This is a genomic window from Mycobacterium sp. NGS49, assembly GCF_059812565.1.
On sequence record NZ_JCALCX010000013.1, the window covers coordinates 17,716 to 42,040 of the forward strand.

Sequence of the window (24,325 nt, forward strand, 5' to 3'; positions counted from 1 at the left end):
CGTCCCTTTCATGACAGATGGCACCACGGGTGGGACCCAACTACAGCCGCCGGTAGAGGATGTGCAGTCGCACTACGACCGCTCGAACGAGTTCTTCAAGCTGTGGCTCGATCCGTCAATGACATACAGCTGCGGGTACTTCGACGAAAATCCGAACATCGATGAGCCGCAGACCAAGACGCTCGAAGAGGCACAGTTCGCCAAGCGCAAGCTCGCACTGGACAAGCTCAACCTCGAGCCCGGGATGACGCTGCTCGACATCGGCAGCGGCTGGGGTTCGACCATGCGGCACGCCGTCGAGCACTACGACGTCAATGTGATCGGTCTGACGCTCAGCGAGAACCAACTCGCCCACTGCCAGCAGAAGTTTGACGAGATGGACAGCCCACGCCGCAAAGAGGTGCGGTTGCAGGGCTGGGAGCTGTTCGACGAACCCGTTGACCGCATCGTGTCGCTGGGCGCGTTCGAGCACTTCGCCGATGGCGCCGGCGACGCCGGATACGAGCGCTACGCCACCTTCTTCAAGAAGTACTACAGCCTGCTACCCAATGACGGCCGGATGTTGCTGCACACCATCGTGGTGCCCACTGCCGAAGAGGGCAAGAAGATGGGCCTGAAGACCACGATGACCCTGTTGCGCTTCATCAGCTTCATCCTCCGGGAGATCTACCCCGGGGGGAAGTTGCCGCAGGTCGAGCAGGTGGACCGCTACTCGACCGAGGCCGGTTTCAAGATCGAGCGCCACCACTTCATCGGGAAGAACTACGTTCCCACCTTGAACGCCTGGGCCGACGCGCTGGAAGCGAACAAGGAGAAGGCCATCGAGCTCAAGGGCGAGCAGGAGTACGAAACCTTCATGAAGTACCTGCGGGGCTGTTCGGACCTGTTCCGCGACGGCTACACCAACGTCTGCCAGTTCACCCTGGTCAAGTAATCCGACGCACTACCGTAACGCCGCTGCGACTCACGAAAGTCGCAGCGGCGGTTTACGTTTGGTGGCGTCCCGGGTCAGCCGAAGAAGATGTTGCGACGCCCCGCCAGCAGCCGGTACAGCGTCTGCTGGATGGTCTCGCGCACCTGGTCGGTCAGCTCGAAGGTGACCATCGGGTCGTCGGCGTCGCCCGGGGCGTAATCGGCGGTGTGGATCGGCTCGCCGAACGCGATCCGCCACTTGGAGGGCAACGGCACCAGCCCGGCGGGACCGGCCAACGGAAACAGCGGTGTCACCGGGAAGTACGGCAGGCCGAACAGCCGCGCCAGCAGCTTCACATCGGTGAGCATCGGGTAGATCTCTTCGGACCCGATGATCGAGCACGGCACGATCGGCGCCTTGGTGCGCAACGCGGCCGAAACGAAGCCACCGCGCCCGAACCGCTGCAATCGGTAGCGATCCTCGAAGCGCTTACCCAGGCCCTTGTATCCCTCGGGGAATACTGCGGTGAGCTCACCGGCAGCCAGCAGCCGGTGCGCGTCGGCCGTGCAGGCCATGGTGTGCCCGGCCTTGCGTGCCGCCGACCCCACCACCGGCAGGTCGAACACCATGTCCGCGGCCAGCAGGCGTAGGTCGCGCTGCGCCGGGTGCTCGTCGTGCACCGCCACCGACAGCATCAGGCCGTCGAACGGCAGCACTCCGGCGTGATTGGCGACGACTAACGCCGCACCATCGCTGGGGATGTTCTCGATGCCGCTGACTTCGACCCGGAACCACGAATTGAAGAAGAACCGCAGCAGGGGCCGGACGATCGCGTCGTTGAAATGCGGGTCGAACCCGAATTCGTCGACGCTGTAGTCGCCGATCAGGCGTTGCCGCAGGAAACCGGCGACCGCGGCCACACGCTGGGCTACATCGTTGAGTGGGACCTCGCCGGCCGACGAGCCGCCCGCCGCCCGGCGGTGCTCGTCGATCTCGCGGACGACGGCGGCGACCTCTTCGGCCGTTGCACGTCCGCTCGGATCGGCGATCAATGACGGGTGCTGACGCGACGCCTCCGTACGTTGATCGGCACGGCGACGCGCCGCTACACGACCCCGATTGCTGTGCAGTGGAATAACATTCGCTCTGGGCTCACCCGCCACGTTTCTTACCCAAATCTATTCACTACCCCGACCAAGGAATGGGACTACGGCTACCCCAGCGCTGCGCCAAAGCTATGGCACGACCCTCCCAGGAGCGTACCCGATGTGGGTCGATTATGGGAGTCAAGTTGCGCCCGCGCAGGTAATCGTCGAACGCGTCCGCCGTCGACCATTTGGGTTGATAACCCAGTTCAGAACGCATCCTGGTGGTGTCCATCACGCGGCCGTAGCTCAAATACGCGAACTGATCGCGACTGATCTCGTTGTACCGGTTGGCACGTCGTAGTGAATCGAGAGCCCATACCCCAAATCCCGGTACCGGCAACGGAATTCGGCCGGCACGGCGAATCGCTTGGGACAACATGATGATTCCGTCGGCACCGATGTTGAAGGTGCCGGCCCTGCCGACCATCGCCGCACGCTCCAGCGCGCCCAGCGCATCCTGCTCGTGCAGCAGCTGCAGCCGGGCATCGCGGCCGAACATCGTCGGCACCAAAGGCCCCGCCAGATAACGCGATAGCGAGGTGTCCATTGCCGGGCCGATCATGTTGGCCAACCGCAAGATGGTGACCGCGATATCGGGCCGGCGCCGGCCCAGCCCGCGCACGTATCCCTCGATGTCGAGACTGTCCTTGGCGAAGCCCTCGCGGAAGGGCCGACGGCTGCTGCTGTCCTCGGTGAACATGACCGGGTCGTGCGGGCTCGAGCCGTACACCTCGGAGGTCGACTTCAGCACCACGCGGCGTACCGAGGGCGCCTTCTGACAGGCGGCGAACAGCTGCATCGCCCCCATCACGTTGAGCTCCTTCAACGCCGCGGTACCGCCCGAGCGTGGCGCGTACGACGCGGCAGCGGCATGCACCACGGTGTCCACGTCGCCGTTTCGGATCACCTTGGTGATGAACGGGTTGCGGATATCGGCGCGGACGAACTCCGCGCGGCCCATCCGGCGCAGCATGTCTTTGCTCGGCGCGATCGCGTCCACCGCGATGACGCGGTTGATCAGGGGGTTCTGCACCAGGCGAGCCGTCAGGTAACCGCCCAGGAACCGGCACGCCCCAGTGACCAACACCACCTTCGGGTAGTGCACGGTGTCGCCGGCGGTGCCGCCCCCATCGTCCTGGCCGTTCGACGAATCCACCTTGACAGCCTAGCGACGAGAAGGAGCGGAGGCGTTACGGACGGGCGTCGGTTCGCGCGGGCAGAACTTACTTGCCAAGTTTTCTGCGCTGCACCCGGGTGCGACGCAGCAGCTTGCGGTGCTTCTTCTTGGACATACGCTTGCGCCGCTTCTTGATTACTGAACCCATGAACTCCGCTATCTCACCGGCCGTCAAAGGCCACAAATGGACCCCGCCACCTTACCGAACGGCAGGCCCACAACACCAAACCGGCCGGAGCGGCTAGCCGGCGTCGAAGTACGACGTCTCCAGCATGTCGTGGACGGCCTTGGCATGGACGCGGAAGGACCGCCCCACCCGAACCGCGGGCAGCTCACCGTTGTGCACCAACCGGTACACCGTCATCTTGGACACCCGCATCAGCGCCGCAACCTCGGCGACCGTGAGGAATTGTGTCCGGGACTGCGCAGCGTCCGCCGGACCGGCATCGCGTGCCGCTTTACCTGCAGAATCCCGTGCCGACGGCCCATTCGTTGACGTCATCGCAACCCAATCGTGTCAGGCCCACGCAATGCCAACGGCTTCCCCTCCGCTGGCACCCACACGGGCATACACAAGGAGAATAGCGGGACTAGTGGGGTTACTGGTACTGGTGAGAGACAATCGGTTCAAAAATCTTGAATTATTCGGATGTAATTCTCAGCTGTTCAGAGCGGTTTTTCGCAGCTTGTACCGCCGCGTCGACAGCCGCCCGCAATCCGCCCAGTTCCAGCGCACGCAGGCCGGCCGCCGTGGTACCGCCGGGCGAGGTGACCGAGGCCCGCAGCTGTGCCGGCGAGGTGTCCACCCGCAGCCCGATCGGCTCGCCGTCGACCGGCCGGCGCCCTTCATCCATCCGCTCCAAGAGCATCGCCGCCGACCCGGCCATGGTCTGCGCCGCCAGATCGGTGGCCACCTGGCGGCTCAGACCCACCGCTACGCCGGCGTCGACCAAGGCCTCGACCAGCAAGAAGAAGTAGGCCGGGCCCGAGCCCGATAGCGCAGTCACCGCGTCCAGGTGCTGCTCGGAGACCGTGAGCACCCCGCCGACCGCGTCGAACAGCGCGGAGACCTCGTCGAGCTGGGCAGGGGTGACGAAGCGACCCTTGGCCAGCGCGGTCACCCCGGCGCCGACCAGCGCCGCCGCGTTGGGCATCGCCCGGATGACCGGCGTTCCGGCCGGCAACTTGGACTCGAAGTAGGTGAGGGTGATGCCCGCCGCAACCGTGACGAACACCTGCTCGGCGCTGTCGTGCTCGGCCGCTGCGGCCGCGTCGGCGAGGTCGTCGATCACCGCCTCGACGTCAGCCGGCTTGACGGCGACCACCACGAAGGTCGCGTTCTCGGCCGCGTTCCGGACCGAGGTCACCACCAGCACGCCGTAGGTGTCGGACAGGTACTTGGCCCGATCCGGCATGCGTTCGGCCACCACGAGGTCTTTCACCTGCCGCCCTGACCGCAGCAGGCCCGACAGCAGAGCCTCACCGATGCTGCCACCGCCGATGATCGCGATTCTCGCCATGCCGGAAAGCATTCCAGACAGCGCGGCCCGGTTACCGGGCAGGCACCATCGCCAGCTGGCGCGCTTGCACCACCAGGCGGCCCAGCTCGTCGACGACGATATGGTCCTCGTCGAACCAGTCGTGCCCGATCTCGACGCAGGTGGCGACGATACGCAGCCACCCGTCGGCCGGCAGGGACCGCAGCAGGGCAGTGAGCTGAACGGTCGGCGCCCAGCCCGTGCGGTCCACGGCGAACGTCACCGGAGCCGACAGATCGCCGCACATCAACGCGAACTCTGCATCGGGAGCGACGTCGCGCGGACGGGCCCACATCTGGATCACCGGGGGCCGCCCGTCGCCGGCGGTTTCCATCGTGGAAAGCAGCGGCCGGATATCACAGCCGGCGCCAAGGTTCACCAGCCCGCCCAACCGGTGGCCGGCGGTGATCGGCGCCAGATCGGCCGGCGGCTCGGGAGCCATCAGATCCAGCACCGGATTCGCCGTCAGCAGCGGCTCGCTCTCGCCCGGAAGATGATGTTCGGGCTCGCCGAGTGTGACGACGGCGTGCACCGCGGTGCGGTCGCCCTGCATCAACTCGACATCGGCCACGGTGATCCGGCGACCGCGCTTGCGCAGGAACGTCACCAGCCGCACCGGTCCCGGGTCGGGTGCCGACAGAAAGTTCGCCGACACGGCGACCGGGTGCAGGTTGTCCCCGCCGAACGCGGTCCGGGCGGCCTTGGCGCACAGCGCGACCATCACACCGCCGTGCACCTTGGGGCCGATGGTCCAGTTCTGGTCGAGCGTGCCCTCCAGTACCGGACCGTTCGGCCCGGAGTCGACTTCGCGCAACGCCATCGCGGCGGAGAACAACGCGCTCATCGCAGCAGGTTGGTGCGGGCGAACTGCAACGACTCGATGAGCATCGCTTCGCGCTCGGCGGCCGACCGGACGCCTGAGGTGGACACTTCCAGCACCACGTGACCGGTGAAATCACTCGCGGCCAGCATCTGGCACACCTCGGCGGTCGGTTGGGTGCCGCGGCCGGGAACCAGATGCTCATCGGCCGGCAGGCCGCTGCCATCGCAGAGATGCAAATGGACCAGCCCGGTGCCCATCCGGCGCGCCATCTCCAGCGAGTCGGTGCCGGCGGTGGAGGTGTGCGAAAGGTCGAGCGTGTAGTGCGCGTGATTGCCGTCCAGCGGGTCGTAGGACGGCGCGAACGCCGAGATCGCCGGACCGGGCCCGCCGCCACGCCGGCGCATGCGTTGCCGGCTCTGATCGCTGCCGAAGAACCGGTCGGCGCGGAACGGGAACATGTTCTCCACGGCCACCATGACGCTGCTGGATTCTTCCAGAGCCTTGACCTGTTCGCTGAATCCCTCGGCATAACGCCGTTGCCAGCGAAAGGGTGGGTGCACCACCACGGTCTGTGCTCCCAGCTGCTCGGCGGCGCGCACGCTGCGGTCCAACTTCACGATCGGATTGGCGCCCCACACCCGCTGGGAGATCAGCAGGCAGGGCGCGTGCACCGACAGCACCGGCACGCGGTAGCGCCGAGACAACCGGCCGATGGCGTCGATGTCCTGGCTGACTGACTCACCCCACACCATCAACTCGACACCGTCGTAGCCGAGTCTGGCCGCATACTCGAACGCAGCCTCGGTTCGCAGGGGATACACCGAGGCCGTGGACAAGCCGACTTTGATTGCTGGGCGCACTGTCTGTCTAGAGCATCTGACCCGTGTGCAGCAGCGCCATCGGTCCGAGGGTGATCAGCGCACCCACCGCGACCGCGATCAACGTGCTGGCGATGTCCTCGGTCTTGCGGACCACCCGGACGCCGACCACCAGACCCAGGATCACCAGCACCGAAAGCACCAGCGCGACGATGGAATTCCACCGCCACAGCTGGTCGAATGCGATGAACAGGCCGGCGCCGAAGGCAACGGCCAGGATGGACTGCAGCACGGTCAACGCGCCGCGACCGAGTGCCGCCAGGGTGCCCCCCGACCGGCGGGAAGGGGCCTGAGCATCAGCGTCTAGGTCGTGCTCCCCGGCGGCCTTGCGCTCACCGCCCCGGCGGGCGACCTCATCGGCGATCGACTGTCCGCCGAACAGCGTGCGTTCGCTACCGTCTGCCGCCTCCTGCAGATAGGAGCCCGCGTACGCCGATTCCTCGACCGCCGACTCCGCCTCGCGCACCTCGTCGTCCATCACGTCCACCGAGGCGTCGGTGTAATGCCCCACCGGATCCGGACTCATCCCCTCGGCGCCGGACTGCCCGTCGGCGTCGCCCACCTCTTCCAGGTGGCGCACCGGCCTCGGGTATTCGCTGCGTTCGGGCCCGGTCCGGCGCGTGGCGAGCGGTTCGGATTTCGGCCAGCGTGGTTCGGGCTCGGCCCAATACACGGTCTTGGGCGATTCCGCTGTGCTGCCGGCGGCCGATTCGGAGACCTGCTCGACGACGGGCTCGGCCGCAGGCGCCGGCGGCGGCTCGGCGACCGGGACTTCCCTGTCGGTCTGCGGCGGCGCGACGGCCCGCGGCGCCGGCGGGTCATCCCGGATGATCGGAATCTCGCCGGTCAATTCGGCTACTGTCACCGAGTCGTCACCGCGCCGGCGCCGGCGGCGGCGGGTGACCGCCGGGGCACCGATGGTTCCATTCCTGGCCAGCAGTTCGGCCACCGAGATCTGCTTGGTGTCCTCGGAATCCGGTCCGGTCATGGTTTGCCTCTCGATCGGGTGGGCGCGTTCCGATCAACTACCTGATATCCAGCATCCCGCACCGAATTCTCCACCAGTGCGGTTCCGTCGGCTTCGGCATCGAGTTTGCGCAAGATGAGACCTTCCCGGAGCGCCCACGGGCAGATATCCACCTGTTCTATCGACAGCGCTCGCATGCTCGCCTCCGCCACCAGAGCACCCGCCACAATCTGCGGCGCCCGCTCGGCGCTGACTCCTTCCAGTTCTGCCCGGTCAGCGGTCGTCATCCTAGAGATGAAAGATATGAGTTGTCTGAGGCCGTTGGCCGTCAGCGTCCGCTTCACCCGCGGACCGGCCGCCGACGGAGCCGCTCCGGTGAGACGCGCCAGCGACCGGAACGTTTTCGACGTCGCGACCGCCAGGTCGGGTTCGCCGGCCTCGAGCACGGTTGCGCTCGGCTCGGCCAGCTCCGCGTCCAGCCAGTCCCGAAGCATCGCCACCCGGCGCCGCCCGGGCGGATCGTCGGGCAGCCACTCGCGGGTCAACCGCCCGGCACCCAGCGGCAGCGACATCGCGACCTCGGGTTCCTCGTCGACACCGCTGGAGACCTCCAGCGAGCCGCCGCCGATGTCGAGGTTGATGATGCGTCCCGCGCTCCACCCGAACCAGCGCCGCACCGCCAGGAACGTCAGCCGGGACTCGTCGACGCCGCGCAGCACCTGCAACTCGACGCCGGCTTCCTTGCGCACCCGGGCCAGCACGTCGTCGGAGTTCTCGGCATCACGTACCGCCGAGGTGGCGAAGGCCATCAACTCCGCGCAGCCGGAGCTGATGGCGATTTTGGCGAATTCGTCGATGGTGGAAACCAGCTTGTCGGCGCCGCGTCGGGTGATCTTGCCGGAACTGTCGGTCGCCTCGGCCAGGCGCAAGGTGGCCTTCGTCGAACTCATCGGCGTCGGGTGCCCACCACGGTGCGCATCCACCACCAGTAGGTGGACGGTGTTACTGCCCACGTCCAACACGCCCAATCGCACGGATTCAAGGTAGTCGGGCGGCCGCTGCACGCACATCTCGGGCCGTGACGCGGCGCGGGGCGGCCACACCGACAACGCAGCCGGTGGTCGCCGCAATCGTGGACTAACGTTGCACCCGTGGCGAACTGGCGGCCGGGACACGAGGTGGATCTGGATTTCACCCGCGAGTGGGTGGAGTTCTTGGACCCCGACAATCCCGAACACCTGATTGCGGCCGATATGACCTGGCTGTTGTCCCGGTGGACGTGCGTATTCGGCACCCCGGCCTGTCAGGGCACCGTGGCGGGCCGCCCGGACGACGGATGCTGCTCTCATGGCGCCTTCTTGTCCGACGACGACGACCGCGCCCGGTTGGACGACGCGGTGCAGAAGTTGACCGAGGACGACTGGCAGTTCCGTGACAAAGGCCTGGGCCGCAAGGGGTACCTGGAGCTCGACGAGAACGACGGCGAACCGCAGTACCGCACCCGCAAACACAAGAACGCGTGCGTCTTTCTGAACCGGCCCGGGTTTCCGGGCGGGGTCGGCTGCGCACTGCACAGCAAAGCCCTCAAGCTGGGCGTGCCACCACTGTCGATGAAACCTGATGTGTGCTGGCAGCTACCCATCCGGCGCAGTCAGGAGTGGGTGACCCGGCCCGACGGCACCGAGATCCTCAAGACCACCGTCACCGAATACGACCGCCGCGGCTGGGGTTCGGGCGGTGCCGACCTACACTGGTACTGCACCGGCGATCCGGCCGCCCATGTGGGCGCCAAGCAGGTCTGGGAAAGCCTCGCCGACGAACTCACCGAGTTGCTCGGCGCGAAGGCCTATGCGGAGCTGGCCGCAATGTGCAAGCGCCGCAGCCAATTAGGGCTCATTGCAGTGCACCCGGCGACCCGGGCCGCCGAGTAGGGGCCCAATACCCGAGCAGGTTGGCTCAAACGAATCACCGGCCGACCTGTCGACGCTAATATCGCACGACTGGCTCCGGGCCGATTCGGGTTGCGCCTGGACCACCGGATAGGGAGTCGACCGTGTCTTTTGTGGTGTCCAGCCCCGATCTGGTGGCGTCGGCAGCGAGCGATCTGGCTCGACTTGGATCAACCATCCAGATAGCCAACAACGCCGCGGCGGCAACGACAAGGCGGTTGCTGCCGGCGGCTGCCGACGAAGTGTCGACAGCGGTGGCGGCGCTATTCGGTCGACAAGCGCAGAGCTATCAGGCTCTGAGCCTCCAAGCCGCCGCTTTCCATGAGCAATTCGTCGCGGCCATCACGAGAAGCGCGGCGTCATATGCCACCGCTGAGACCGCCAACACCGGACCCCTGCAGCTTCTGTTGGACGCCATCAACACCCCTACCCAGACCCTGCTGGGTCGCCCGCTGATCGGTAACGGCGCGGCAGCACCGGCAGGCAGCGGGCAAAACGGCGGAGACGCCGGGATATTGATCGGCAACGGCGGAAATGGTGGCTCCGGGACCCTCAACCAGGGTGCCGCCGGCCCCGGCGGCAACGGTGGGGCCGCCGGCCTGCTGTGGGGCCGAGGCGGTAACGGCGGGGCGGGCGCGAACAGCGGGAACCAAGCCCCCGGCGGTGCCGGCGGTAACGGCGCGGCCGGCGGATTGTTCGGCAGCGGCGGTAATGGTGGCGCGGGCGGCAGGGGTGGCCCCGGCGACATCGGTGGCGTCGGCGGTGCGGGCGGTGCCGCCGGACTTTTCGGCACCGGCGGCAACGGCGGCAACGGAGGCAGCGGCGGCAGTGCCGGCGGGGCCGGCGCCAGCGGCGGCGGCGGCGGCCGGGGTGGCTTGCTGTTCGGCGACGGCGGCGCCGGCGGCAACGGAGGTGACGGACTGACGGTGGGTGACGGCGGCAATGGGGGGGCCGGCGGCTTGGGCGGGAGGTTGTGGGGCAACGGCGGAGCCGGGGGCGCCGGTGGTAGCGGCGGCAACGTCGCCGGCGTCGCCGCCAACGGCGGTGCCGGCGGCGGTGGCGGATTGTTGTTCGGCGACGGCGGTGCCGGCGGCGGCGCGGGCATCGGATCCACCGGGTTGCCCGGGGCCGGCGGCAACGGCGGAACCGCCGGCTTCTTGATCGGCAACGGCGGCGATGGTGGATTCGGCATCACCGGTGGAGCCGCTGGCAAGGCCGGAGTGCTGATCGGCAACGGCGGTGACGGCGGCGTCGACAGCGGTCAGTCCGGCACCAGCGCCGGATTCTTCTTCGGCAACGGCGGTGCCGGTGCCAACGCCCTGGCCGGGGTCGGCGGGAACGGTGGCAACGGTGGGTTGATCGGCGACGGCGGGGTCGGCGGCCGGGGCTCCAACACCAGCCTCGGGGCCGCTGGGGGCGGGGGCAACGGAGGCAACGGCGGACTGCTGTACGGCAACGGGGGGACCGGCGGAAACGGCGGGAATGCCTCAGGCCTCGGTGGGGTTGCAGGCGGCGGCGGCCGGGGCGGCGCTGCCACCGGCTTGTTCGGTTCTGGAGGTGCCGGCGGGCTCGGCGGTAACGCACCCGCAAACGGATCTGGCGGCGGCGGTGGAGCCGGCGGATCCGCCGCGGGCTTCGGCAATGGCGGTCGCGGCGGAACCGGGGGCAACGGCAACTTCGTCGGCAGCGGTGGTGCCGGCGGCGACGCCAAATTCATCGGCAACGGCGGCGCCGGAGGAAACGCAGGGACCGGCGGCAACTTCGACGCGGTCGGCGGTGGCGGCGGCAATGCGTGGTTGATCGGCAACGGCGGCAACGGCGGGAACGGTTTCGGCCAGGCGCCGGGCGGCACCGGCGGGACCGGTGGACTGTTGTACGGCCGGTACGGGACGAACGGTACGCCTTAGCGACGGCCCTTCGGCCTCAGGAGCCCCGGTAAGCCATCACCATCCGCAGGGCGCTGGCGTTCAGGTACGCCTCCACGGCGGCGGCGGCGTCCGCGGCATCGTTCGCGGCTACGGCGTCGGTGATCGCCTGCAAGTCGGCGATCACGGGCCCGGGATCGTCGTAGGCGCGGGTGAGTTCGTGTTCACGGCCCCCGAAGGCGTCTTCCACCCAGCGGTATAGCAAACTCAGCGCACGGTTGCGGGTGCTGTGAATGAGGACATGGAAGTAGGCCAGGTCGGCCGCTTGCCGCGCGGCGGAAGTATCCGCAGCACGGACCGCGGCCAGCGCGGCGGCCAACGCCTGGTGATCCTCCGGATTGCCGCGCTGGGCAGCCAGCCGGCCGATCACCGGACCCAGCGCCGCCCGCACCTCGAGCAACTCGACCAGAAACTCCGGTCCCAACTTGCGAACCAGGGCTTCCACTACCGCCGGATGGGTGAGACCCGCCGGATCCCGCACCACACTGCCGCTGCCCTGCCGGACCTCGATCAGACCCATCTGCTGTAGCCGGGCCAGGCCCTGGCGCAAGGACGTGCGGTTGACACCCAGCTGATCGGCGAGTTCGCGTTCGGGCGGCAGCGTCGAACCAGGCGGGAACACGCCATCGAGGATGGCGTCGGCGATGGACGCGGCGATCTGTTCGTCGACGCGCTGCCGCTCCGGCGGGGGTATCGATGTTGATTGGTTCATTGGCTCAACCAATATTGTATTCTGTCAGTCAGGAAGCCACAACCCGGCACATGCCCCGACGGAGGAGACGCAGTGGACGAAGAATCGCGATCGGCCGCGGCCCCGCGCTGGCGGGGCGCACCAGGACGCCTGGAGGTCTGGTATGCGACCCTGTCCGATCCGGTGACGCGCGCCGGGCTGTGGGTGCACTGCGAAACCGTGGCGCCGACAGCGGGCGCACCGTACGCGCACGGTTGGGTGGCCTGGTTCCCGCCGCAGGGATCACCCCGAACCGAGCGTTTCGGCCCCGAACCCGTCCAACCCGCCGCGGGTTCAGCGTGGTTCGACGCGGCCGGCGCAGCGGTGGGTCCGGAATTGCTGAGCGGACGGGCGGGGTCGCTGGCCTGGAACCTCTCGTGGAAGGACACCGGCGCGCCGCTGTGGACGTTTCCCCGCTTGGCGTGGGAACGGGAGGTGCTGCCCGGCGCCCAGGTGGTGGCGGCCCCCACGGCCGACTTCGCCGGGGCGCTGACCGTCGACGACGAAAACCTCTGCCTCGACGGGTGGCGCGGCAACGTCGCCCACATCTACGGGCACGGCAACGCCAGGCGGTGGGGGTGGATTCATGCCGACCTCGGCGACGGCGATGTACTGGAAGCCGTCACCGCGGTTTCGCACAAGCCCGGGCTGAACCGGCTGGCCCCGCTGGCGTTCGTCCGCTTTCGGATCGACGGAAAGGATTGGCCCGCAAGCGTTCTGCCGTCGCTGCGAATGCGCACGACGCTGGGATTGGAGCACTGGCAACTTGAGGGGCGCATCGGTAGGCGCGCGGTGTTGATCCGCGTCGACCAGCCACCTGAACGTTGCGTGAGCCTGCGGTACACCGATCCCGACGGCGGGACGTGCGTATGTACCAACACCGAGCAGGCGGACGTCCACATCGAGATCAGTCACCGCCGCAACGGCACCCGCGTGGTCGAACGCAGCTGGTCGGTGCTCGGCACCGGACACACCGAAGTCGGCCTGCGCGGACAGCAGGCACCGCCCGTCAACGAAAGGACCCTGTCGTGAGTTTCGCCCTGGACCCGCCACTGCTGTTCGCCTCCGGACTGCTTATCGAGCGGCGGTTGCCTCCCGAGCGGCGCGACGTCGTCGAGGCCGCGGTGCTGGGGGTCTTCTTCGCCGGATCATTCGGTCTGTACAACAACGTTCCCGGCCTGGGCTTTCTGTGGCGCCCGTTCCGCGCCCAGAACGGCCGCGACTTCATGTGGAATTCCGGCGCGTTCCACCTGAACACCGAGGAGCTGGACTGGCCGGCGCACGCCGCGGCCGGAGGTATCTTCGCCACCTACCCGTTCTTCCTCAAGCTCGGCCGGGCGTTGGGGCGGCGAGTGGCCGCACGCTCATGAGCAAGCTGACCGATCGAGTCGGCCGATCCGCCATAGCCTCCTTCGGCACCGCCCTGCTGCCGCAGGAGCACGGCGGGCCCACCGAGACGGAGTTCGTCGAACGGGTCAACCGTTACCTGTCGCGGATGCCTGCCACCTCGCGGCTCGCGGTGCGGGCCGGATTGTTCTCCCTGGCGGCGGCGAGCTATCTCACCACTGGCCGGTCGCTGGCACGGCTCGGGCCCGGTGAACGGGAACAGGTGCTGCACCGCATCGCGGCGCTCAACGCCGATGCCGGCGCCGCCGTCGAAGGCATGAAGGTGATCGGGCTACTGGCCAACGGCGCGGATACCTATGCCGCCGAGCTACTTTCGCGCGCCCAGAACGAAGCCGCGGTGCGTCCGGACGCAGCGTTGGACATCACGCGATCGGCCGACAGCGCCTCTGTCGTCACCACCGATGTGGTGATCGTCGGATCCGGTGCCGGCGGCGCGATGGCGGCCCGCACCCTGGCTCGGGCCGGCCTTGCCACCGTGGTGCTCGAGGAGGGACGGCGCTGGACCGTCGAGGAGTTCCGCACCACGCACCCGATCGACCGTTACGCCGGTCTCTACCGGGGCGCCGGGGCCACCGTCGCGCTGGGTCGCCCGGCGGTGGTGCTGCCGATGGGCCGTGCGGTCGGCGGCACCACGGTGGTGAACTCCGGCACCTGCTTCCGCCCACCGGATGCCGTGCAACGCCGCTGGCGCGACGAATTCGGCCTGGCCTTCGCCGACCCGGACCGGCTGAAAGTCCAGTTGGACGAGGTCGAGCGCACCTTGCAGGTCGCCCCGGTGCCGCTGGACGTCATGGGCCGCAATGGCAACCTGCTGCTCGATGCCGCGGGGGCACTGGGCTGGCGGGCGGCACCCATCCCCCGCAACGCCCCCGGGTGCGAAGGGTGCTGCCAGTGCGCAATAGGCTGCCCCCACAACGCCAAATTCGGTGTACACCTCAACGCGCTGCCCCAGGCATGCGCGGCCGGGGCGCGCATCATCTCCGAAGCGCGCGTGCAACAGGTGCTGATCCGGGATGGACGCGCCTACGGTGTGCGGGCCCGCCGGCCCGACGGCACCGTGATCGACATCCTCGCCGATACCGTCATCGTCGCAGCCGGTGCAACGGAAACACCGATGTTGCTGCGGCGCAGCGGCATCGGTCAGCATCCGCGGCTGGGCCGCAATCTCGCGCTGCATCCCGCGTCGGTGCTGGCCGGGCGGTTCGAGGAGGACGTGTACGCCTGGCGCGGCGTGCTGCAGAGCGCGGCGGTACACGAATTCCACGAGTCCGACGGCGTGCTGATCGAGGCGACCTCGACGCCACCGGGCATGGGATCGATGGTGTTCCCGGGTTATGGCGCCGAATTGCTGCGTTGGCTCGACCAGGCGCCCCGGGTGGCGACGTTCGGTGCGATGGTGGCCGACCAGGGCGTCGGCTCGGTGCACTCGGTTCGCGGCGAGACGGTGGTGCGCTATGACATCGCGCCGGCCGAGATCGCCAAGCTGCGAGTGGCGCTGCAGGCCATCGGCCGGTTGCTGTTCGCGGCCGGCGCGGTCGAAGTGCTCACCGGTCTGCCCGGTGCACCCACGGTGAAATCGGCGGCCGAACTGCAGGACCTGCTGGCCCGCACCAGCCCCCGGAGCCTGCACTTGGCCGCCTTCCATCCGACCGGGACCGCGGCCGCCGGCTCCGACGGGCAGGTCTGCCCGGTCGATTCGGCCGGCCGGTTGCGCGGCGTCCGAGGGGTCTGGGTGGCCGACGCTTCGATCCTGCCCAGCTGCCCTGAGGTCAACCCGCAGGTGTCGATCATGGCGCTGGCGCTTGCGGTAGCCGAGGAGGTGATGGGAGCGCGCTAGGACTGCGTCGGCGTCGATGGCCTTACTCGTGGATCACCCGTCGTGACCGGGCGCAACAATTGACCTCCAATTGATGTGGAGTTCGTGTGCGTTTCTTTGGCCTGCCCCGGTATGCCCGGCAACGCCACCGGCGGCGCGGGAGGGGATGGCGGTGATGGCGGCACCGGCGGAATTGGCGGGGCGGGCGGATCGGGGACAACTAGGGAAGGCTTCGGATCGGCAACCGGCGGCCGCGGTGGCGACGGGGGCGACAGCGCTGCAGACCTGACACCGGGTGGTAACGGTGGGAAAGGCGGTGACGTCTTTGGGGGTAGGGGTGTCAGACCTGGTCTCGGAGGCTTAGGCGGCAGCGGCGGACCGGGTGGAGTGCAGGGCGATAACGGCGACGACGGGCTCGTGATCACGGCCACATGAAGTTAGTGGCCGTTGGCAAGCACCGCTACGGCATCTGGCCGGCCGCTGCACGCAGGCAGCGGAACCCCCGCCCTATCGGCCGGGCTAACCCTCCAGCTTGTAGCCCAGCCCGCGCACCGTCACCAGGTGCACCGGGTTGGCCGGGTCGGCCTCGATCTTGGACCGCAGCCGCTTGACGTGGACGTCGAGGGTCTTGGTGTCACCGACGTAGTCCGCACCCCACACCCGATCGATCAGCTGGCCGCGGGTCAGCACCCGCCCGCTGTTGCGCATCAGATATTCCAGCAGGTCGAATTCCTTGAGCGGCAACGTAATCACATCACCATTCACCGAAACTACGTGCCGTTCGACATCCATCCGGACCGGGCCCGACTCGAGAACCCCGTCGCTGATCTCGGAGTCGTCGTCGCCGCCGCGCCGCAATACCGCCCGGATTCGGGCGATCAGCTCGCGTGCCGAATACGGCTTGGTCACATAGTCGTCAGCGCCCAGTTCCAGGCCGACCACCTTGTCGATCTCACTGTCCCGGGCGGTCACCATGATCACCGGCACGCTGGAGCGGGCACGCAACTGCTTGCACACGTCGGTGCCCGACATGCCGGGCAGCATCAGATCCAGCAGCACGATGTCTGCGCCGGCCCTGTCGAACTCGGACAGCGCCGAGGGACCGTCGGTCACCACCGTGGCCTCGAAGCCCTCTTTGCGCAGCAGAAAGGCCAGCGGATCGGCCAACGACTCCTCGTCTTCCACAATCAGCACGTTTGTCATCGGCGCTGCTCCTCCTCATTGCTTGGCAATGCATCGTCGTTCGCGCATGTCATCGGCGCTGCTCCTCCTCATTGCTTGGCAATGCATCGTCGTTCGCGCATGTCATCGGCGCTGCTCCTCCTCATTGCTTGGTCGTCCCCGCCAAGCAGGAATTACCGGTGTCATCAGCGACTCAGTTCTTCCTCTCGTTGGGACCTGGCCCGGACGTCACGGCCGAGCAGTTGCTCAGGTTCCTCGTTGGTCTCGGATGCCGGCGCCGGGGACGCCGAGCCGAACGCCGGTATCGACAACGTGAACGTCGATCCGGTTCCCGGCTTGCTCCACACGCCGATACTGCCGCCATGGTTGGCCGCGACGTGCTTGACGATGGCCAACCCCAGGCCACTGCCACCGGTGGCGCGCGACCGCGCCTTGTCGCCGCGGAAGAAGCGCTCGAACACCCGCTCCTGGTCTTCTAAGGCGATGCCGATGCCCCGGTCGGTGACGGCGATCTCGATGTTGTCACCGCGCCGGCGCCGGCTGATCGACACCAAGGACCCGCGCGGCGAGTAGGCGATCGCGTTGGACACCAGGTTGGCCAGCGCCGTCACCAGCAGCGTCTGGTCGCCCAGCACCTGCAGACCACTGGGGGCATCGGTGCGGATCTCGATGTTGGCGTTCTCAGCTGCCACTTTGTGGCGCGAAATTGCCTCGGAGACCACGGTGTCGACGTCGACATCGGTCACGTTGGACAACCGCTCGGCACCTTGCAGTCGGGACAGCTCGATCAGTTCGGCCACCATGTCACCCAACCGATTGGCCTCGATGAGCACCTTCTCCGCGAAGCGGCGAACCGTCTCGGGGTCGTCGGCGGAAGCCAGCAGAGCTTCGGCGAGCAACGCCATCGCGCCGACCGGAGTCTTGAGCTCGTGACTGACGTTGGCCACGAAGTCGCGCCTGGTCGCTTCCATGCGGGCGTAGTCGGACTGGTCATGGACGAACACCACGGCAAAACGGCGGTCGTCCTCACTCAACAATCGGGCATGTCCGTGTACCGACAGTCCCGGCCTGCCGCCCGGTCGCCTGACCGGTGCCAGGTCGAACTCCACGTCCTCGCCGCCCAGGGCCTGCTGCGCAGCCTTCCACGCCGCGTCGTCCAGTTGCCGATCACGCACCAGACCGAGTTCCTTGGCGCGATCGTTGAGGTACACGACGTCGCGGTGAGTGTCGACGACCGCCGCACCCATGGGCATCAAAGCGACGATTCGTTGCAGCATCTGCGCGACGGTGATACCCGTCCAGTCATTCGCGGCACGCTGGCGGTGCTGCCCCACCTGCCGCGACAGCCGGGATCCCACCACGATGCCTACGGCCAGTGCCAGCCCGGACAAGACCCCGGCCAGCAACAGTGCCGAGAACACAGTCACACCCGAATCCTACAAATCGGGTGAACGCTGCCCTAGCGGAGCGCGGCCAAAATCGGACAAGTCACACGCTTCGCGCCAGGTGTTCTCATCTCGTTAACGCGATGTTTAGCAACCGGCTCTTTCCCCGCCGGAATTCGGCGGGAGTCAGCCTTTCGCCGTTCCCTGGCCGGCCACGGCCGCTGCACCCGCGGCGGCCGCTTCCGGATCCAGGTAGGTGCCGCCGGGAACCACCGGGCGCAACTGCGCGTCCAGGTCGTAGCGCAGCGGAATGCCGGTCGGGATGTTCAGGCCGACGACGTCCTCGTCAGACATCTGGTCGAGATACTTGACCAGGGCACGCAGGGAGTTGCCGTGCGCGGCGATCAAGACCGTTTTCCCGGTACGCAGCTCCGGAACGATGACGTCGGTGTAGTACGGCAGGAAGCGCGCCACCACGTCGGCCAGGCATTCGGTGAGCGGACCGCCGTCGATGTTCGCGTAGCGGGGGTCGGCATCCTGGCTGAACTTGCTGCCCTTCTCGATGGGTGGCGGCGGCGTGTCGTAGCTGCGCCGCCAGGCCATGAACTGTTCGTCGCCGTAGCGTTCCTTGGTCTCCGCCTTGTCCAAACCCTGCAGTGCGCCATAGTGGCGCTCATTGAGCCGCCAACTGCGATGCACCGGAATCCACAACCGGTCGGCGGCATCCAGCGCCAGGTGCGCGGTGCTGATCGCTCGGCGCAGCAACGAGGTGTAGAGCACGTCGGGCAGCAGGTCTTGTTCGGCCATCAGTTCGCCACCGCGCACCGCCTCGGCACGGCCCTTCTCGGTCAGCCCTACGTCAACCCAGCCGGTGAAGAGATTGAGGGCGTTCCATTCGCTCTCGCCGTGGCGCAGCAGCACCAGCGTGGCAGTGTCTCCCATGCCGGCAAGTCTCTCACGCGGTCGCGTCACCGTCTTCGTCGTCTATCAGGTGCGCGAACGCTTCCAGGTTCTTCAGCGACTCGCCGCGGGAGACCCGCCACTCCCATTCCTTTTGAATCGACGATCGAAAACCCAACTCCAGCAACGTATTGAAGTCTGAATCCACCGCCTCGAGGACCTGACCGAGCACGCGGTCGATCTCGTCGGCGTCAACCGACGCCAGCGACATCCGGCCGATGAGATAGATGTCGCCGACCTTGTCCAGGGTGTATGCGACGCCGTAGAGGCGGCGGTTGCGCTTGAGCAGGAACCGGTACACGCCCTCGTGATTCTCGTCGGGCTTGCGGCACACGAAGGCCTCGATGCGCACCGAGTGCTCCCCGATGCTCAAGATGGTGTTCGTCTTGAGTTTGCGCTCCCCGGGCAACTCCACGATGATGCCCGGCAGCCCACCCCGCGCGCCCCCGTGTTTGGTGTAGTTCAGCTCGCTGGCGCGCAGCGCGTCCTCGATCACCCGCTCGACACTCACGCGCCGACCCCCCGCCGGGCCGACCAGCGCCAGGGCTTGCGCTTGGCGACGAGGTCGCGCACCCGCCGCTGACGCTCGCTGCTGAAATCGTCGATCGCGCGCCGGTAGCTGCCCAGCAGCGCATCGGTGGTGTTCTCCCAGGAGAACGCGGCGGCATGCTTGGCGGCCGCCCGCCTCATCGCCCAACCCTGCGGGCCCGCGCTGACCCGCAACAAACCGTCGATGGCGTCGGCCCACCGTTCGACCTGATGGCCGGATACCAGCGTGCCCGTGACCCCGTCGCGCACCGCCACCGGCAGCCCGCCCACCGCGGCTGCCACCACCGGCGTGCCGCACGCCTGCGCCTCCACCGCGACCAGGCCGAATGATTCCGAATAGCTCGGCACCGCGACCAGATCGGCCGCGTGGAACACGGTGGCCAGATCTTCGCGCGACTGCGGCGGCAAGAACGTCACCCGCGAGGCGATGCCCAGCTGATCGGCCAGCCGTGCCAGCCCGTCCGGAGAGGCCAGGCCGCTACCGGACGGCCCGCCGGCCACGATGATGCGCACACCCGGCAGCCGCGCCGCCGCGCGTAGCACGATGTCGGGCGCCTTCAGCGGTTGGATACGCCCGACGAAGGCGACTACCGGTTCATCGGGCGCCAGCCCCAGCCTTTCCCGCGCCGCCGCGCGGTCACCCGGCCGGAACACCTCGAGGTCGACACCGGGATGCACCACGTCAATCCGCGCCGGATCCGCACGGTAGAGCGAAATCAACTGTTGCGCTTCATCATCGGTGTTGACGATGAGCCGGTCGGCCTCGTCGACGACCTGTTGTTCACCGACCGTGCGCAACGGCGGCTCAGCCGTGTCCCCCTCGGCCAGCGCCGCATTCTTCACCGCGGCCAGCGTGTGCGCGGTGTGCACCAGGGGCACCGCCCAACGGTCGCGGGCCAGCCAGCCGACCTGCCCGGACAGCCAGTAATGAGAGTGCACGATGTCGTAGTAACCCGGCTCGTGCGCGGCTTCGGCTCGCAACACCCCCGCAGCGAAGGCGCACAGCTGGGTCGGCAGGTCGTACTTGTCCAGACCCTCGAATGGCCCTGCCACCACGTTGCGGACCAGCACGCCGGGTGCCGCCCGGACCAACGGCGGGTCGGCCGACGCGGTCGCGCGGGTGAAGATCTCCACCTCAATGCCCCGCTTGGCCAGGTGCAGCGCGCTCTGCAGCACATAGACGTTCAACCCGCCGGCATCACCGGTGCCCGGCTGCGCCAGCGGCGAGGTGTGCACCGCCAGCAGGGCAACCCGGCGGGGTTCGTCGTAGTAGCGCACACCTGTCATCTTTACAGGACGCGCCGCGACGCAAGCTCAGGCGCACGGACTGGCCGACCGGACTGCTACTTCGCCACGGCCTCGGCCTCGGCGTCCACCAGCCGGGTGCCCAGGGCGCCCGACCGGCGCATCGCCCCCAACGGGTCGGCGTAAAGCCCGTCCAACGAGACGATGCCCGCCCCCGCCTCCTGCACGCGGTTGCCGAACGCGGTGATCCGAATGTCGCGCGGCGCCAGTACCGAGCGCTCGGCGAAGGCGGCCTCCACGTCCGCCATCCCCTCCGGGTACTCGGTGAACGCTTGGCCGCCGACCACCACGTCGTCGGGATTGAGCAGGTCACGCAGCAGAGCCACGGCCCCGCCGAGCACCCGCGCCCGCTCCGACAACAGCTCCCTGGCCTGCAGGTTACCGGCCCGCGCCACTCGCAGTAGGTCGGCCATCGCGGTCGTCGAGGCCCCGGGGCGGGTGACGGGCGCCGTCTCCGGCAGGATCCGGAGCCGGCGGGCGGCGGCCAGCACGGCCTCGTCGCTGACGGTCGATTCCAGTTGCCCGGAGCCACCCAACAGCTCCGACTGCACCGGCAGCGGCGCAATGGTGCCCGGACCGCTGGCCGGGCAGTGCACCCGCCCGCCGATCACCAGGGCATAGCCGACGGTCTCGCGGGCATACACGTACAGGCTGGTCGAGGAGCCCGGCGCGAACCTGCGCACGCCCAACAGCAGTTCCGCTCCGGCCATGGCGTCCACGTGGGATGCCACCGATACCGGTAGGCCCAGCGCATCGGCCAGCACGGGCCCGACGGGCGCCTGCCGCCAGCCCAGCCGGGGGTGGTCAACCAGGCCGGTCGGGCTGTCGACGGTGCCGCCGATCGCCACGCCGACCCACAACGCGCGCCGCCGGTGCCAGCGGCGCAGATACCGACCGGCGCTGTGTGCCAGCGACGTCAGTGCGGGGCCGGCGGCGTTGAGCGGGGTCGGCGTCTCCACCGTGTCGAGGGTGCGACCGAACAGGTCGGTGGCCACGATGCTGGTGGTGCGCGCGCCGACGTGGATGCCCAGCGTGACGAAGGGCTCGTGGTTGACCTCGACCGGTACCCGCGGGCGCCCGATCGCCCCGGAGACGGCAAGGTCGGCGCGTTCACGCAGCAGTCCGGCGTCAAGCAGCGCAATGACCTGCCGGTTGACCGTGGCGATGCTCAGTGAGGTGACGCTGGCGATGACGTCGCGGCCAACCGGCCCGCGCAGCCGCACGGCGCGGAACACCGACGCCGCCGCGGAGTCAGACAGGTGCAACGTCGCTGGCACGACCTGGCGATACGCCCGCAACTGTCCGTTTTGCCCGGTGCGGCTGTGCGATTGGTGGGTGAGAGTAGTCGAGTGCACTGGCAGTCCTTTTACGAGTTCCGATGGCCGGGTCCCTGGCCACACCCGCGACTTGCGTCAGTTCAGGCGCGGCAAAGTGCGCGACAACAACACGCGCCCACGTAGAAACACGCGGTCGTCGTGCGGAACGAGGCACTGCAGTACACACCGAGAATTTAGCACGTTTACTAGAGTTGTCCCGATGAGTTCCCTCGAGCCGGACAAGCCAGTCGCGGTGGTGACCGGAGCCAGTTCCGGAATCGGCGAAGCGACCGCTAGAGTCCTTGCAGCCCAAGGCTTTCACGTCATTCCCGTGGCACGCAGGGCCGACCGGATAACCGCGCTGGCCGCAGAGATCGGCGGCACCGCCGTTGTGGCCGACGTCACAAAGGACGAGGATGTGGTGGCGCTGGCCCGCGACCTGGACCGGGTGGACGTACTGGTCAACAACGCCGGCGGCGCCAAAGGCCTGGCCCCGGTGGCCGACGCCGATATGGAGCACTGGCGGTGGATGTGGGAGACCAACGTGCTGGGCACCCTGCGGATGACCCGCGCACTGCTGCCCAAGCTGATCGAGTCCGGGGACGGCCTGATAGTCACCGTGACTTCGATTGCCGCGCTTGAGATTTACGACGGCGGGGCCGGCTACACAGCGGCCAAGCACGCGCAGGGCGCGTTGCACCGCACGTTGCGCGGGGAACTGCTGGGAAAGCCGGTGCGACTCACCGAGATAGCCCCCGGCGCCGTGGAGACCGAATTCTCCCTGGTCCGTTTCGACGGCGACGAGCAGCGCGCCGAGGCCGTCTACGCAGGGATGACGCCATTGGTCGCCACCGACATCGCCGAGGTGATCGGGTTCGTGGCGTCGCGCCCGTCGCACGTCAATCTGGACCAGATCGTCATCCGGCCCCGCGACCAAGCTAGTGCCAGCCGTCGAGCGACCCGTACGGTCTAACCACCTGGCCCAGAACTAGAGGTGGTCGGCGTGCCCGACAGGGTGGGCGCTGTCGACGGAGTGGCCGGGGCGGTGACGGGGATCTTGCTGCCCGGCGGGCGCGCGGCAGGCGGGGGCAGTGCCGACATGGACACCCAGGTATCCCAGTCCACGGCCCAGTCCCAGATGTCACCGTCGGAGTAGGAGAGCTGGATCGAGCTGCCGGTCACCTCGACCGGGTCGCCGTACATCGCCGTCGGGAAGTACTCCGCGGCGTCGGCGGTCGACAGGTTGATGCAGCCGTTGGTCACGTTGCTGTTGCCCTGAGCACCGGCACTGGACGGGTTGGCGTGGATGAACTCGCCGTTGTTGGAGATCCGCACCGCCCAGCGCTCGTGCACATTGCTGTAGCCCGCGGCCGGGTTGGACATGTAGAAGTCGGCGTACTTCTCGGTGACCACGTGGATGCCGTTACGGGTGACGTTGCGGGCCTTGTCGGCCTCGCCGTAGCTGCACGGGAAGTCCATGATGACGCCGGCGTCGGTGACCACCTGGATGCGGTGTGAGGTGACCTCGGCCTTGACGATCTGCCGGCGGCCGATCTGGATGTTCAACGACATGTCCTGCAGACCGTAGGCGCCGTCACCGAACGGCAGCCCATAGAACTTCGCGTCCACGCTAACGGTGGTGCCTGCCGGGTAGTACTCCCGGGGCCGGTAATGGATGCGGGCGCCTTGGGACTCGTCCGGCAACCACGCCCAACTGCCCTCGACGGGCGGGTTGGTCTTGACGGTCAGCGCCCGCTCGACGGCGGCCTTGTCGCTGATCGGAGAGTCGAACTGGATGATGATCGGCGCCGCGATCCCGACGGTCTGGCCGTCGGAAAGTTGAAACCCGCCGTCGACCTTCTTCTTCGGCGTCACGGTGATGAACTTGCCCGCCACCGGGACGGCCTTGCCGTCATGGCCGACGGCGGACCCGCTCCAGGTGTATGTCGTGTCGTAGCCCAGCGGCTCGGTGGTCATGAAGACCGTGCGGTCCTGGTTGAACATGCCGGCGACGGGTTTACCGGCCGAGTTGGTCAGCGCGACCCGCTGGAACCAGCCGTCGGTGACTGCGACGCTGATCGGGGCGATCGGTACCACGTCTTCGGTCGCATTGGCCGGCTGGTAACTGAGCTTGGGCGCCGCCGGTGGCTTCTTCTCCGATTGCGGGGTGACCTTGCCACCCGCGCATGCGGCCAGTACGCCCGGCGCGAACACCCCGAGCCCGAGCGCCGCCAAAGCCGCGCGCCGATTGATCGGCCCGTGGCTCGAGGGGGTGCTGGAGGTGTTCACAACAGCTAAAGATACCGGCCCAAACACCCTCTCTCCCACTGCTGATACGCGGGGCGGGCATCATCGCG

25 protein-coding genes are annotated in these 24,325 nt (G+C 68.0%); 8 read left to right on the forward strand and 17 right to left on the reverse strand.

Annotated features, from left to right (window positions below; genetic code table 11):
- Window positions 1-10: 10 nt before the first annotated feature.
- Window positions 11-934, forward strand: a complete 924-nt coding sequence (locus AC5Y7D_RS15120; protein WP_499925264.1) for a cyclopropane mycolic acid synthase family methyltransferase — start codon at window positions 11-13, stop codon at window positions 932-934.
- Between the two features lie 74 nt (window positions 935-1,008).
- Here the strand turns inward: AC5Y7D_RS15120 and AC5Y7D_RS15125 are convergent, their stop codons facing one another.
- The 9 genes from AC5Y7D_RS15125 to AC5Y7D_RS15165 form a co-directional block, all read right to left on the reverse strand.
- The gene (locus AC5Y7D_RS15125) at window positions 1,009-2,091 is read right to left on the reverse strand and encodes a lysophospholipid acyltransferase family protein (protein ID WP_499925643.1); all 1,083 of its coding nucleotides are present in this window, start codon (window positions 2,089-2,091) and stop codon (window positions 1,009-1,011) included.
- A 7-nt stretch (window positions 2,092-2,098) separates the two neighbouring features.
- Window positions 2,099-3,217, reverse strand: coding sequence for an SDR family oxidoreductase (locus AC5Y7D_RS15130; RefSeq protein ID WP_499925266.1), 1,119 nt, complete (start codon window positions 3,215-3,217; stop codon window positions 2,099-2,101).
- 67 nt (window positions 3,218-3,284) lie between these two features.
- On the reverse strand, window positions 3,285-3,386 hold the full coding sequence (locus tag AC5Y7D_RS15135) for a 30S ribosomal protein bS22 (protein WP_003402602.1): 102 nt from the start codon (window positions 3,384-3,386) through the stop codon (window positions 3,285-3,287).
- 93 nt (window positions 3,387-3,479) lie between these two features.
- Window positions 3,480-3,740 (reverse strand): cell division/environmental response transcriptional regulator, encoded by a 261-nt coding sequence (locus tag AC5Y7D_RS15140; protein ID WP_499925268.1) that lies wholly within the window; start codon window positions 3,738-3,740, stop codon window positions 3,480-3,482.
- 139 nt (window positions 3,741-3,879) lie between these two features.
- Window positions 3,880-4,758, reverse strand: coding sequence for a pyrroline-5-carboxylate reductase (proC, locus tag AC5Y7D_RS15145; RefSeq protein WP_499925270.1), 879 nt, complete (start codon window positions 4,756-4,758; stop codon window positions 3,880-3,882).
- A 31-nt stretch (window positions 4,759-4,789) separates the two neighbouring features.
- Window positions 4,790-5,620 (reverse strand): thioesterase family protein, encoded by an 831-nt coding sequence (locus AC5Y7D_RS15150; protein WP_499925274.1) that lies wholly within the window; start codon window positions 5,618-5,620, stop codon window positions 4,790-4,792.
- A complete protein-coding gene (locus AC5Y7D_RS15155) occupies window positions 5,617-6,459 on the reverse strand; it encodes a sugar phosphate isomerase/epimerase family protein (RefSeq protein ID WP_499925277.1) in 843 nt (280 codons plus the stop codon). The genes AC5Y7D_RS15150 and AC5Y7D_RS15155 overlap by 4 nt, the downstream gene beginning before the upstream one ends.
- A gap of 7 nt (window positions 6,460-6,466) precedes the next feature.
- Entirely contained in the window at window positions 6,467-7,465 is a 999-nt protein-coding gene (locus tag AC5Y7D_RS15160) for an Rv0497 family membrane protein (RefSeq protein WP_499925281.1), read from the reverse strand.
- Window positions 7,462-8,478 carry a Ppx/GppA family phosphatase gene (locus tag AC5Y7D_RS15165; protein ID WP_499925283.1) on the reverse strand — a complete coding sequence of 339 codons (1,017 nt, stop codon included), beginning with the start codon at window positions 8,476-8,478 and terminating at the stop codon, window positions 7,462-7,464. The genes AC5Y7D_RS15160 and AC5Y7D_RS15165 overlap by 4 nt, the downstream gene beginning before the upstream one ends.
- 117 nt (window positions 8,479-8,595) lie before the next feature.
- On the opposite strand from AC5Y7D_RS15165, the gene AC5Y7D_RS15170 reads away from it, so the two are divergent.
- Window positions 8,596-9,375 carry a DUF3109 family protein gene (locus AC5Y7D_RS15170; RefSeq protein WP_499925286.1) on the forward strand — a complete coding sequence of 260 codons (780 nt, stop codon included), beginning with the start codon at window positions 8,596-8,598 and terminating at the stop codon, window positions 9,373-9,375.
- A gap of 122 nt (window positions 9,376-9,497) precedes the next feature.
- Window positions 9,498-11,300, forward strand: coding sequence for a PE family protein (locus AC5Y7D_RS15175; protein WP_499925289.1), 1,803 nt, complete (start codon window positions 9,498-9,500; stop codon window positions 11,298-11,300).
- Between the two features lie 16 nt (window positions 11,301-11,316).
- On the opposite strand, the gene AC5Y7D_RS15180 is transcribed toward AC5Y7D_RS15175, so the two are convergent.
- Entirely contained in the window at window positions 11,317-12,030 is a 714-nt protein-coding gene (locus AC5Y7D_RS15180) for a FadR/GntR family transcriptional regulator (RefSeq protein WP_499925291.1), read from the reverse strand.
- A 72-nt stretch (window positions 12,031-12,102) separates the two neighbouring features.
- Between AC5Y7D_RS15180 and AC5Y7D_RS15185 the strand changes: the two genes are divergently transcribed.
- The 4 genes from AC5Y7D_RS15185 to AC5Y7D_RS15200 all read left to right on the forward strand — a co-directional run bounded on the left by AC5Y7D_RS15185 (window position 12,103) and on the right by AC5Y7D_RS15200 (window position 15,706).
- A complete protein-coding gene (locus tag AC5Y7D_RS15185; RefSeq protein WP_499925295.1) occupies window positions 12,103-13,080 on the forward strand; it encodes a tocopherol cyclase family protein in 978 nt (325 codons plus the stop codon).
- On the forward strand, window positions 13,077-13,418 hold the full coding sequence (locus AC5Y7D_RS15190) for a hypothetical protein (RefSeq protein ID WP_499925298.1): 342 nt from the start codon (window positions 13,077-13,079) through the stop codon (window positions 13,416-13,418). The genes AC5Y7D_RS15185 and AC5Y7D_RS15190 overlap by 4 nt, the downstream gene beginning before the upstream one ends.
- Complete coding sequence (locus AC5Y7D_RS15195) at window positions 13,415-15,292, forward strand: GMC family oxidoreductase N-terminal domain-containing protein (protein WP_499925300.1); 1,878 nt, start codon at window positions 13,415-13,417, stop codon at window positions 15,290-15,292. Before AC5Y7D_RS15190 ends, AC5Y7D_RS15195 begins: the two co-directional genes overlap by 4 nt.
- An 84-nt stretch (window positions 15,293-15,376) precedes the next feature.
- Window positions 15,377-15,706, forward strand: a complete 330-nt coding sequence (locus AC5Y7D_RS15200) for a hypothetical protein (protein WP_499925302.1) — start codon at window positions 15,377-15,379, stop codon at window positions 15,704-15,706.
- Between the two features lie 84 nt (window positions 15,707-15,790).
- Here AC5Y7D_RS15200 and regX read toward each other — a convergent pair whose 3' ends face one another.
- From regX to AC5Y7D_RS15230, 6 genes are all read right to left on the reverse strand, one after another.
- Complete coding sequence (regX, locus tag AC5Y7D_RS15205) at window positions 15,791-16,474, reverse strand: two-component sensory transduction protein RegX (protein WP_499925304.1); 684 nt, start codon at window positions 16,472-16,474, stop codon at window positions 15,791-15,793.
- Between the two features lie 164 nt (window positions 16,475-16,638).
- Complete coding sequence (locus AC5Y7D_RS15210; protein ID WP_499925307.1) at window positions 16,639-17,880, reverse strand: sensor histidine kinase; 1,242 nt, start codon at window positions 17,878-17,880, stop codon at window positions 16,639-16,641.
- A gap of 144 nt (window positions 17,881-18,024) precedes the next feature.
- Window positions 18,025-18,780, reverse strand: a complete 756-nt coding sequence (locus AC5Y7D_RS15215; protein WP_499925310.1) for a phosphoglyceromutase — start codon at window positions 18,778-18,780, stop codon at window positions 18,025-18,027.
- Window positions 18,781-18,793: 13 nt separating this feature from the next.
- Window positions 18,794-19,309 (reverse strand): type III secretion system chaperone family protein, encoded by a 516-nt coding sequence (locus tag AC5Y7D_RS15220; RefSeq protein ID WP_499925314.1) that lies wholly within the window; start codon window positions 19,307-19,309, stop codon window positions 18,794-18,796.
- Window positions 19,306-20,634 (reverse strand): D-inositol-3-phosphate glycosyltransferase, encoded by a 1,329-nt coding sequence (gene mshA, locus AC5Y7D_RS15225; RefSeq protein WP_499925318.1) that lies wholly within the window; start codon window positions 20,632-20,634, stop codon window positions 19,306-19,308. Before mshA ends, AC5Y7D_RS15220 begins: the two co-directional genes overlap by 4 nt.
- A 56-nt stretch (window positions 20,635-20,690) precedes the next feature.
- Window positions 20,691-22,007 (reverse strand): ROK family protein, encoded by a 1,317-nt coding sequence (locus AC5Y7D_RS15230; RefSeq protein ID WP_499925321.1) that lies wholly within the window; start codon window positions 22,005-22,007, stop codon window positions 20,691-20,693.
- Window positions 22,008-22,188: 181 nt separating this feature from the next.
- On the opposite strand from AC5Y7D_RS15230, the gene AC5Y7D_RS15235 reads away from it, so the two are divergent.
- Window positions 22,189-22,941, forward strand: a complete 753-nt coding sequence (locus AC5Y7D_RS15235) for an SDR family NAD(P)-dependent oxidoreductase (RefSeq protein ID WP_499925323.1) — start codon at window positions 22,189-22,191, stop codon at window positions 22,939-22,941.
- Here AC5Y7D_RS15235 and AC5Y7D_RS15240 read toward each other — a convergent pair.
- The gene (locus AC5Y7D_RS15240) at window positions 22,938-24,296 is read right to left on the reverse strand and encodes a L,D-transpeptidase (protein ID WP_499925325.1); all 1,359 of its coding nucleotides are present in this window, start codon (window positions 24,294-24,296) and stop codon (window positions 22,938-22,940) included. The genes AC5Y7D_RS15235 and AC5Y7D_RS15240 overlap by 4 nt on opposite strands.
- Between the last annotated feature and the right edge of the window lie 29 nt (window positions 24,297-24,325).

Coding starts and splice junctions, on each gene's coding strand:
- mshA (WP_499925318.1), bottom strand. CDS start 20,634: ATGACAGGTGTGCGCTACTACGACGAACCCCGCCGGGTTGCCCTGCTG.
- AC5Y7D_RS15120 (WP_499925264.1), top strand. CDS start 11: ATGACAGATGGCACCACGGGTGGGACCCAACTACAGCCGCCGGTAGAG.
- regX (WP_499925304.1), bottom strand. CDS start 16,474: ATGACAAACGTGCTGATTGTGGAAGACGAGGAGTCGTTGGCCGATCCG.
- AC5Y7D_RS15150 (WP_499925274.1), bottom strand. CDS start 5,620: ATGAGCGCGTTGTTCTCCGCCGCGATGGCGTTGCGCGAAGTCGACTCC.
- AC5Y7D_RS15195 (WP_499925300.1), top strand. CDS start 13,415: ATGAGCAAGCTGACCGATCGAGTCGGCCGATCCGCCATAGCCTCCTTC.
- AC5Y7D_RS15235 (WP_499925323.1), top strand. CDS start 22,189: ATGAGTTCCCTCGAGCCGGACAAGCCAGTCGCGGTGGTGACCGGAGCC.
- proC (WP_499925270.1), bottom strand. CDS start 4,758: ATGGCGAGAATCGCGATCATCGGCGGTGGCAGCATCGGTGAGGCTCTG.
- AC5Y7D_RS15160 (WP_499925281.1), bottom strand. CDS start 7,465: ATGACCGGACCGGATTCCGAGGACACCAAGCAGATCTCGGTGGCCGAA.
- AC5Y7D_RS15180 (WP_499925291.1), bottom strand. CDS start 12,030: ATGAACCAATCAACATCGATACCCCCGCCGGAGCGGCAGCGCGTCGAC.
- AC5Y7D_RS15140 (WP_499925268.1), bottom strand. CDS start 3,740: ATGACGTCAACGAATGGGCCGTCGGCACGGGATTCTGCAGGTAAAGCG.
- AC5Y7D_RS15215 (WP_499925310.1), bottom strand. CDS start 18,780: ATGGGAGACACTGCCACGCTGGTGCTGCTGCGCCACGGCGAGAGCGAA.
- AC5Y7D_RS15135 (WP_003402602.1), bottom strand. CDS start 3,386: ATGGGTTCAGTAATCAAGAAGCGGCGCAAGCGTATGTCCAAGAAGAAG.